The sequence below is a fragment of the Armatimonadota bacterium genome, assembly GCA_031081675.1.
In the GTDB taxonomy this organism is placed as follows: Bacteria; Sysuimicrobiota; Sysuimicrobiia; order Sysuimicrobiales; family Kaftiobacteriaceae; genus Calidihabitans; species Calidihabitans tengchongensis.
Genome location: JAVHLZ010000031.1, coordinates 1 through 9,333 on the forward strand (window position 1 = coordinate 1; position 9,333 = coordinate 9,333).

The window sequence follows — 9,333 nt, forward strand, 5'->3', positions numbered from 1 at the left end:
GGGGGGCCGGGTCTCCGGCGATCTCCGGCGAGTAGGCGGGAGTTCTTGTGATGGTGCGGTTTCTGGCCGGCAGGGGCGTCCAGTACGCTGTGGTCTTGCTGTGCGCCATCACCGTGAACTTCCTGTTGCCCCGGATGATGCCGGGCAGCCCTTTGGTCTTCCTGGCCGGCGAGGATGTGGGGTTCCTCACGCCCTCGCAGCGGGCGGAGCTGCTGCGCTCTCTGGGGCTGGACCGCCCCCTGTGGGCGCAGTACCTGCGCTACCTGGGTCAGGTGCTCACCGGGGACCTGGGCTACTCGTTCCAGAAGGGGCGGCCCATCGGCGAGATGGTGGCCGAGCGTCTGCCCTGGACCCTGTTGTTGGTGGGGCTGGCCCTGGTGGTGGCCACGGCGGTGGGGATCCTCTGGGGGACGCTGGTGGCGTGGCGGCGGGGGAGCGCCTTCGACCTCGGGTCGCTGGGCGTGTTCATGTTCTTCGAGTCCACCCCCTCGTTCTGGTTGGGAATGCTGTTTATCGCCGTCTTCGCGGTGCGCCTGCGGTGGTTCCCCATCTTCGGCGCCCAGACCGCCGGGGCGGGGTTGACCGGTTGGAACCTGGTGGTGGACACCGCCTGGCACCTGGCCCTGCCGCTGGCGACGCTGACCCTCATCACCATCCCGGGCACGTTCCTGGTCATGCGCTACTCGATGCTGACGGTCCTGGGCGAGCAGTACATCGCCACGGCGCGGGCCAAAGGGGTGCGGGAACCGATGGTCCTGTACCGCCACGCCATGCGCAACGCCCTCCTACCCGTGTCCACCGTCTTCATGCTCAACCTGGGCTTCGTCGTCAGCGGGGCGACGGTGATCGAGACGGTGTTCTCCTACCCGGGTGTGGGTCGGCTGCTGTACGAGGCGGTGCTCAACCGCGACTATCCGGTGATCCAGGCCACGTTCCTCATCCTCACGGTCAGCGTCCTCGTCGCCAACATCCTGGCGGACCTGATCTACCCGCTGCTGGATCCCCGGGTGCGCCCCGCCCGCTAGAACCCCCGGGAGGATCGGGATGAGCGCCCTGGAGGTCAGCACCGCCATTCGGACCGGCGTCCGGCGCCGCCGGAGGGTGAGCGGCGTGGGGGTCGGAGGGATGGCCCTGCTGGCCACGCTGGTCGCCCTGGCCCTGCTGGCGCCGTGGGTGGCGCCGTACGATCCGGAGGAGGCGAGCGGCCTGCCCTTTGAGCCCCCGTCCCGGCGGCACCTCCTGGGGACCAACGACATCGGTCAGGACATCCTCAGCGAGCTCATCTACGGAACGCGGGTGTCGTTGCTGATCGGTTTTCTGGCGGCCGTGATGTCCGCCGGCCTGGGCACTCTGGTGGGGGTGGTGGCGGGGTACGTCGGCGGGTGGGTGGATGTGGTGCTGATGCGGGTGGTGGACGTGGTCCTGGTCATCCCGTTCCTGCCGCTGATGATCCTCCTGGCGGCGTACCTGGGGCCGTCGCTGGGGACCATGGTTCTGGTCATCGGACTCCTGGCGTGGGCCCGCCCGGCCCGCGTCCTGCGGGCGCAGGTGCTGTCCGTGCGGGAGCTGGACTATGTGGATGCGGCGCGGGCGCTGGGCGCGTCCACCGGGCGCATTCTGCGGCGGCACATCCTGCCCGGCGTCCTGTCCCTCTCCCTCGCCCAGTTCATCCTGGCGGCGAGCAACGCCATCCTCATCGAGGCGTCCCTGTCCTTTCTGGGGCTGGGCGACCCGGTCACGAAATCGTGGGGATCAATCCTGTATTATGCGCAGGTGCGCAGCGCCTTCCTCAGTGGGGCCTGGCCGTGGTGGGTGGTGCCGCCCGGACTGCTCATCACCCTGGCCGTGCTGGGATTCGCGTTCACGGGGTTTGCTCTGGAGGAAGCCCTCCACCCCCGGCTGCGGGTGTTGCGTCCGACACCGTCTGGGGAGGAGACAGCGCCATGACCGAAGGCGCCGGCACGACGGTGCTGCTGCTGGCGACATTTGGCCTGGAGGTCGTGGAGGCGGGCGGGGCCTTGGCCCTGAACGCCCTGCGGGGCGGGCGGAGCGAGGCGGCGGTCCTGCTGGCCCGCCCGTCGGCGCGGGCTCAGATCGAGCGGGCGGCCGCCGTTCTGGCGACCCGCGTGCGGTTTCTGGATGGCCGGTACGGAGAGATCGAGCCGTCGGTGGACCTGAAGCGCCGGATCGTCGCAGTGGTCCGAGAGGTGCGGCCCCAGGTGGTCATCACCCAGGACCCCGAACACGCCTTCGCCGACCTGGACCCGGATCGTCGGCCCGCGATGATCCTCTATCTGGAGGCCCTGGCTCTGGCTGGTCGGGAGTGGATGATCGCCGACTGCGGCGGCCACCCGCCGCACGCTGTCCACACCCTGTACTACCTGCGGCCGCGGCGGCCCAACTGCGTCGTGGATGTGACGCCGGTCTGGGATCGGTTGCGGCAGGCCCTGGCCGAGCTGCAGGACCAGATGGCGTTCAGCGGGCAGGCCCTGCGCCAGTTGCTGGGGCCGCGGATCGAGACCCTGGTGCCCGGAGCCGGCGGGATGGACGACCGGGCCGTCGGTCTGGCCAGTCACCTGGAGCTGGAGCGGGCGCTGCTGCTGTCCCACGGCGTCGGCCACCACGGGCGGGTCGTCCTGGCGGAGCCGTACCGGCGCGAGGGCGTATTTCAGCTGGACGCGCTGGTCCCCTGAGATTCTGCTGGTCCGAAGATCGGCCGGACGGCGAGAGCAGTGGTGACGATGGACGTCGGGTCGTCCACTCCCGTGGCTTCAGTGGGAGTGCGCGGGCAACCCGTCGTGGGTGTGGGCGGTCGCCCGGTGGTACCCCTCTCCCACCTCGTCGGAAGGGTCGACGTGGATGGTCGCGCGGCGCAGGTAGGGGACGTGGTGGAGGATCCGATGGTGGACCTCCTTGGCGATGCGGTGCCCCTCGGCCACCGTGCACGTGCCGGGGACCGCCACGTTGAGCTCCGCCTCCAGGTGGTGACCCACCCAGCGGGCCCGCACGTCGGTGACCGCCTGCACTCCCGGGACGTGCCCGGCGGCGTGGGCGAGCGTCTCGATCACTTCGGGCTCCACCCCGTCCAGCAGCCGGGTGAACACGGCCTTGCCTGACTGCCAGACGATGACCAGAATCGCCGCGGTAATCCCCAGGCCGACCAGCGGGTCCGCCAGCGGGTAGCCCAGCCAGACGCCCACGGCGCCCACCAGGACGGCCAGGCTCGTCCAGCCATCCACCCGTGCATGGTAGCCGTCGGCGACCAGGGCGGCGCTGCCGATTTCTTTCCCCACCCGGATGCGGAAGATCGCCACGCCCTCGTTGCCCACAAAGCCGATGATCGACGCGGCGATCACCGCCCCCAGGTACTCCACCGGCCGGGGATGGAGCAGTCGGTCCACCGCCTCATAGGCCGCCATGACGGCGCTGAAGAAGATGATGAGCACGATGACCACGCCGGCCAGGTCCTCCACCCGCCCGAACCCGAAGGGGAACCGCCGGGTGGGCCGCAGGCGCGCCAGCAGGAAGGCGATCCCCAGCGGGATGGCTGTCGCGGCATCGGCGAAGTTGTGGATGGTGTCGGCCAGCAGGGCGACGCTTCCTGACAGCCACACCACCACCACCTGCAAAGCCGCCGTGGCCAGGAGTCCCACAAACGACCACTTGACGGCCCAGATCCCCCGTGCGGTGGTGAGGATGGTCGGGTCGACCGCTCCGTGCACGTGGTCGTGGGTGTGCCCGTGCGCCGTCCGACCGGCGGCGAGTTCGTGACGGTGACCGTGCGATCCGTGAGCGTGGGACATGTCACTACGCACCCAGTGAATACGCACCTCGTGCCGCAACGATTATACGGCTTTCGGACCGGGGATCAAGAGCCGCAGAGCGCGCACACCGTGCGCGGGCCGACGGGGGACGCCCGCAGGGCGCGGGTGGCCTTCATACGCGCAGGGCGCTGCCTCACCCGGGGCGCGCCCCGCGTGGCCGGAGAGGGTCGTCGGGCCGCAATCCTTCCCACCCACATCCTCCGTCCACTTTCGGTGAACAGCCCCTCGGCCAGTTCCAGGATCTCCCACCCCCGGAACCAGCGCCACAGGTCTCCGGGCCGCAGGCGGTGCGCCGGACCAGGCCCCTCATCGGGTTCAGGACCCACCAGGTGGTTTTCCATCACCAGCAGGCCGCCGGGGCGGACCGCCGCCTTCAGGGCGGGAACCAGCCGGCGCTTGAGAAAGAAGCTCACCACCACCAGATCGTAGCGGGCCCGCGGCAGCGGGTAGCAATCCAGGTCGGCCTCGATCCACCGGATCCGGAGCCCCCGGCGGCGTGCCCGATCTGCGGCCTGTGCCAGCGCGGTGGGCGAGATGTCCACCGCGTCCACCTCAAAGCCCTGGGAGGCCAGGAACAGGGCGTTGCGTCCCAGCCCCGTGGCCGCGTCCAGCGCCCGCCCGGGACGCACCAGGTGCGCCCACCGCATCAGGATCGCCGACGGCCGCCCGTCGTGCACCCGCTCGCCGGCCTGGTACCGTTGCTCCCACTTCTCCCGATCCGCCCGCATGACCCGCCTTCAGGCCCCTCCGGTGGCCCCCCTGACCACCATACCCCGGCAGGGCCGCCGGCCACAGCACCCGCCGGCCCGCCGCCTCCGGGCGCGGTGGCGCTGGCGCGGTCACGGTACACTGTATCCGTGCGCGGGCGAGACCATCCGGACGTGGGAACCGAATCCACTCCCGGTCTCAGGGGCGTCCCCGGTCTCAGGGGCGTCCCCGGCCGCCGCTGGCACGTCCTGGCGGTGGCCACCGTCCAGCAGGCGGGGCTGACGTTCGTCCGCTTCGGGCTGCCGGCGCTGGCCCCGTTCGTCCGGACGGACCTCCGGCTGTCGCTGGCGGAGACGGGAGTGGTGCTGGGCGCCTTCGATCTGGGTGCCCTGCTGGCGTTCTACCTGACGGGAGTGGCCACCCAGCGGTTGGGCGAACGTCGGGTGATGGCGGCGGGGGCCGTGCTGACGGGGCTGGTGGCGGTCGCGGCGGCCTTCGCCCCATCCGTGGCGGTGCTGGCGGCGGCCCTCGCCCTCGCGGGGGTGGGGTTCCCGTCCAGTCAGGTGGCCGGCAGCCAGGCGGTCATGGGGGCGTTTCCCGTCCGGGAGCGGGGCGTGGCGATGGGAGTCCGCCAGGCCGGCCTTCCGGTGGGCGGGCTGCTGGCAGCCGCGCTGCTGCCGTGGCTGGCCACGGTATGGAACTGGCGCGTCGGGCTGCTGACCGCAGGGGCGGGCTGCCTGCTGGGAGGCGTGCTCAGCCATCTGGGGCTTCGCCCCGCCGACGACGGGCGGATGCCGGGCATGGATGCCCCCCGCGCGGATCCGGTGAGCCCGTGGGCCGCCCCGCGGGAGTTCGTCCGTAACCCGGCGCTGCTGCTTACCACGCTCACGGCGTGCCTGCTGGCGGCCGGCCAGTTCGGGCTGACAGGATACCTCCCTCTGTACTTCGTGGACGCATTCGCCTGGCGGCCGCAGGAGGCCGCCCGCCTGCTGCTGTTCGTCCACCTGGGCGGGATCGCCGGCCGCATGGCGTGGGGATGGCTGTCAGACCGGTGGTTCCGCGCAGATCGGACCCGGCCTATGGCCCTGGCGGCAGGCTGTGCCGCCGCCGTGGTCGTTGCCCTTGCGCTGCTGAGCCGCCGGGACGCGGTCCCCGCGCTCCTGGCAGCCGTGCTGGCTCTGCTGTCGGGATTCACCCTGCTGGGCTGGAACGGGCTGTACCTCACCCTGATCTCGGAGCTGGCGTGGGGGGCGTCGGCGGTCATGGTGGGACTCAGCCTCACGGTGCTCTACGTGTTCACCATGCTGACGCCTCCGGTGTTCGGCTGGACCGTGGAACGGACGGGCGGCCGTTACGCGGTGGCCTGGCTGGGGGTGGTGATGCTGCAGCTGGCGGCGGCCGCGACGGTCCTGGCCGTTCGGAGGGCGGGAGACGTCTGTGGGCGGACGCTTCAGCTGGGCGGTTGAGGCGTCCCGGGCAGGGTGGGACCGGGCAGGACGCATCCGTACGGGCAGAAGGCCTGCGCGGTCCCTCCGGCTCACTTTCGCGCGACTGGGCCGGGCAGTCCGTTCCGCCCGCATGTCATGGCGCGGACCTTCCCGGGCTGGCCAAACTGCGATTTAGTCCCTCCGTTGTGAGAAACCTCTGTGGGAATGCCTTCCGGCCCTGACACTACCGGGGATGCGTGAACGTGACGTGAAGCACCCGTGAGGATCCGGTTGCTCCCGGGCGCCGACCTCCCGAGTGTGTGCGGGCGGCGGGACGGTCTCAGCTCAGGGAGCGGGCCGCAGGTCGACCAGGAAAGGATTGGAGGCGCGCTCCCGGCCCACCGTGGTGGCGGGCCCGTGGCCCGGGTAGAGGAGCGTGTCCTCGGGGAGTGCGAGGATGACCTCCCGCAGCGTCGCCTCCAGGGCCTCCCAGTCGCCGCCCGGCAGATCGGTGCGCCCCACGGCCCCGGCAAAGACCACGTCACCCACGAAGGCGATCCCGGGGCCGACCAGGATGATGTGACCCGGAGTGTGGCCCGGGGCGGCGCGCACCTGCAGGGTGAGGGTCCCCACCGTCAGCACGTCTCCGTCGCTGAGGGTGCGGTCGGGGTCCGGCGGGGGATCGATGTACACTCCCATGAGCAGCGCCGAGGTCCCGGCCGCGCGGATCATCTCCACATCGCCCGCCGGCGCCAGGAACGGCGCCCCGGTGGCATGCCGCACCGCCCGCACCGCCCCCAGGTGGTCCCAGTGGCCGTGGGTGACGACAATGGCCTCGGCGGTCACCTGAGTCCGACGCAACGCCTCCAGAATCAGCGGAGCGTCGTTGCCGGGGTCAATGACGACCGCGCGGCCGGTCTGCTCATCGCCCAGGACGTAACAGTTGGTGCCCAGGGGTGAGGTGGGAATCTGCTCAAGGATCATGGGAGGTCTGCGGCAGGGAGCCGGAACCGAAGGGTTCGGGCGCCATGTGCGCTGCGCAGGTCGCCGGGCTCCGGTCCCGAATCCCTGCCGTCGGTCTTTGGATGGTCAGGCCACCGGGGCGCGGCTGAGGTGCTCGATCAGCGCCCGGCAGAAGGCCGGCAGGTCCGCCGGACTGCGGGAGGAGATGAGGGTACCGTCCACCACCACCTCCTGGTCCACCCAGGTCGCCCCGGCGTTGACCAGGTCGTCCCGGATGGAGGAAAAGCTCGTCACCCGCCGGCCGCGGACGATGCCGGCCGAGATGGGAACCCAGCCGGCGTGACAGATGAACGCGACCGGCTTGCCCCGGTCGTGCATGGCGCGGACGAACTCCACCATGGCGCGGTGGCGGCGCATGCGGTCCGGCGCGTACCCGCCGGGAATCACCACCGCGTCAAAGTCCTGGGCCTGCGCCTGGGTCATGCCCAGGTCGGCCTTCGCCGGATACCCGTTCTTGCTCTTGTAGGTGACGCCGGCTTCCGGACCCACCAGGGTAACCTCCGCGCCGGCCTCCCGCAGCCGCAGGACCGGGTACCACAGTTCCAGGTCCTCGTAGAGGTCTTCGACCAGCACGGCCACCTTCTTCCCCAACAGGTCCACCGTCCTCACCTCCCGGTAATGGCCATGGGCCACATTTCAGTATACGCTACGACCGCGGCAGTGCGGCACCCGACCGCAGGCGGTTCTGCAGGGGGTCGGTTCTGAGAAGTCGCAGGCGGGGGCGCGCATTTGCCAAAATGAGACGTGAAAGACGAAAGGAGGATCCCAATGCAGGATGGGGCACGCCAGACCCGAGCCAGGCTGGCTGTCGTCGGCCTGGCCGCTGCTGCGCTGGCCACCGCGGCCCTGCTGACAGGGATCGGCCACTCCGTGCTGCTGGCGGCGGGGCAGCTCGGCGAGGACCGGTTGAGCATCACGCGCGGGCGGTGGGACCTCGTGGCGGGCTCGGCGGTGGTCTTTGTGGCCTTTGTGGCGCTCATTCCCGTTCGGCTGAAGCGCGACTGGCGGTCCCACGGCATCTATGCGGCTTTCGTGATTGCGCTGTTTGCCGAGATGTTCGGATTCCCCCTCACCGCGTACTTCCTCTCCACCGCCCTGGGTCTGACGTCCTACGAGCCCCGATTCATGCTCTACATGTATCGGATCGGCATGCCGGTGGGGTCCGTGATGACCCTGGCGGGAATCGTGCTGGTCGTGCTCGGGTGGCGTGACATTTACCGCGCCCGGGGGAAGCTGGTGACCACTGGCGTGTACCGTTACGTGCGCCACCCCCAGTATCTGGGGATCCTCCTCGTCACTGCCGGATGGCTGGTGCACTGGCCGACCCTGCCCGGCCTGGCCATGTGGCCAGCGCTGGTTGTTCTGTACTACCGCCTCGCCCGGCGTGAAGAGGCCGAGCTTGTCCGGGAGTTCGGGGACCTCTACCGCACCTACGCCAGCCGGACCCCGATGCTGGTACCGGTGCGAGTGCAGGGCCTGGGGACAGTCACCTCCCAATCGGGGTGATCACGCCGCCGCGTCTACGCTGTCGCCGCGGCAGGCGGGCTCCTTTTATGGCCGCCGCAGCCTGCGCGGGTGACTGTCCCCGCAGTTGCCGGGGTGACTGTCCCCGCAGTTCCCGATGTGTGCACTGCGTGGAGAATCAACTCCCAAATCGGTCCCGGGGAGGCGCGCGGAAGTAAGGAACTCACCCGCGCGACGACGATGCCGACCTCTCCTCCAGCGACATGCCGGGAGACCTCTCCTGAACCGTCTCCCGCTTCCCGCGGTCCACGGATCTGGTGCTCGCTGACGATAGGACCTCAGCCTTTGATGCCTAACCGGGCGATGCCCTGGACGAAGTACCGCTGCGCAACGAGGAACAAGAATACGATGGGAAGGGCGGTGAGAATGCCCGCCGCCATGAGGAGGTTCCAGGACGTACCCTGTTCGGTATGCGTGAATACCACCAACCCCAGGGGCATGGTGCGCATGTTCGTGGAGCTGGTCACAATCAGGGGCCAGAAGAAGTCGTTCCAGTGCCACATGGTGGTCAAAAGGCCGAAGGTGGCCAGCGCGGCTTTGGCGAGCGGGAGGCAGATCTGCCACAGGATGCGCAGGTGGCCGGCGCCGTCCACGATGGCCGCATCAAACAGTTCCTGGGGGATGGACAGGAAACGCTGGCGGATCAGAAACGTCCCAAAACCTGTGGCGGCAAAGGGGAGGATCAACGCCCCGTAGGTGTTCAGCAGGCCCAGCATGCGCAGGGTGATGAAGTCGGGGATCAGGGTGACCTGGCTAGGCACCATGAACACCGAGAGGCAGGCCAGAAACCATATCCCCTTGCCCGGGAAGCGCAATCGGGCGAAGGC

At 70.0% G+C, this 9,333-nt stretch carries 10 protein-coding genes; 5 read left to right on the forward strand and 5 right to left on the reverse strand.

Annotated features, from left to right (window positions below; all coding sequences use genetic code 11):
* Positions 1 to 50: 50 nt before the first annotated feature.
* The 3 genes from RB150_10270 to RB150_10280 are packed head-to-tail and all read left to right on the forward strand — an operon-like array spanning position 51 to position 2,693.
* Positions 51 to 1,025: an ABC transporter permease gene (locus RB150_10270; protein MDQ7820917.1), complete on the forward strand. Its 975-nt coding sequence runs from the start codon at positions 51 to 53 to the stop codon at positions 1,023 to 1,025.
* Positions 1,026 to 1,044: 19 nt separating this feature from the next.
* Positions 1,045 to 1,947, forward strand: coding sequence for an ABC transporter permease (locus tag RB150_10275; protein ID MDQ7820918.1), 903 nt, complete (start codon positions 1,045 to 1,047; stop codon positions 1,945 to 1,947).
* Positions 1,944 to 2,693 (forward strand): GlcNAc-PI de-N-acetylase, encoded by a 750-nt coding sequence (locus RB150_10280; protein ID MDQ7820919.1) that lies wholly within the window; start codon positions 1,944 to 1,946, stop codon positions 2,691 to 2,693. The genes RB150_10275 and RB150_10280 overlap by 4 nt, the downstream gene beginning before the upstream one ends.
* A gap of 78 nt (positions 2,694 to 2,771) precedes the next feature.
* Here the strand turns inward: RB150_10280 and RB150_10285 are convergent, their stop codons facing one another.
* Entirely contained in the window at positions 2,772 to 3,722 is a 951-nt protein-coding gene (locus RB150_10285) for a cation diffusion facilitator family transporter (GenBank protein ID MDQ7820920.1), read from the reverse strand.
* Between the two features lie 146 nt (positions 3,723 to 3,868).
* Complete coding sequence (locus RB150_10290) at positions 3,869 to 4,552, reverse strand: methyltransferase domain-containing protein (protein MDQ7820921.1); 684 nt, start codon at positions 4,550 to 4,552, stop codon at positions 3,869 to 3,871.
* A gap of 234 nt (positions 4,553 to 4,786) precedes the next feature.
* On the opposite strand from RB150_10290, the gene RB150_10295 reads away from it, so the two are divergent.
* The gene (locus RB150_10295; GenBank protein ID MDQ7820922.1) at positions 4,787 to 5,998 is read left to right on the forward strand and encodes an MFS transporter; all 1,212 of its coding nucleotides are present in this window, start codon (positions 4,787 to 4,789) and stop codon (positions 5,996 to 5,998) included.
* A gap of 306 nt (positions 5,999 to 6,304) precedes the next feature.
* Here the strand turns inward: RB150_10295 and RB150_10300 are convergent, their stop codons facing one another.
* Together RB150_10300 and RB150_10305 are read right to left on the reverse strand one after the other, a co-directional pair.
* On the reverse strand, positions 6,305 to 6,943 hold the full coding sequence (locus tag RB150_10300) for an MBL fold metallo-hydrolase (GenBank protein MDQ7820923.1): 639 nt from the start codon (positions 6,941 to 6,943) through the stop codon (positions 6,305 to 6,307).
* Positions 6,944 to 7,048: 105 nt separating this feature from the next.
* Positions 7,049 to 7,582, reverse strand: a complete 534-nt coding sequence (locus tag RB150_10305) for a type 1 glutamine amidotransferase domain-containing protein (protein MDQ7820924.1) — start codon at positions 7,580 to 7,582, stop codon at positions 7,049 to 7,051.
* 168 nt (positions 7,583 to 7,750) lie between these two features.
* Here RB150_10305 and RB150_10310 point away from each other — a divergent pair, with 168 nt between their 5' ends.
* On the forward strand, positions 7,751 to 8,488 hold the full coding sequence (locus RB150_10310) for an isoprenylcysteine carboxylmethyltransferase family protein (GenBank protein ID MDQ7820925.1): 738 nt from the start codon (positions 7,751 to 7,753) through the stop codon (positions 8,486 to 8,488).
* 296 nt (positions 8,489 to 8,784) lie between these two features.
* Here the strand turns inward: RB150_10310 and RB150_10315 are convergent.
* Positions 8,785 to 9,333: carbohydrate ABC transporter permease (locus RB150_10315; protein MDQ7820926.1), on the reverse strand; the 549-nt coding region annotated here is incomplete at its 5' end.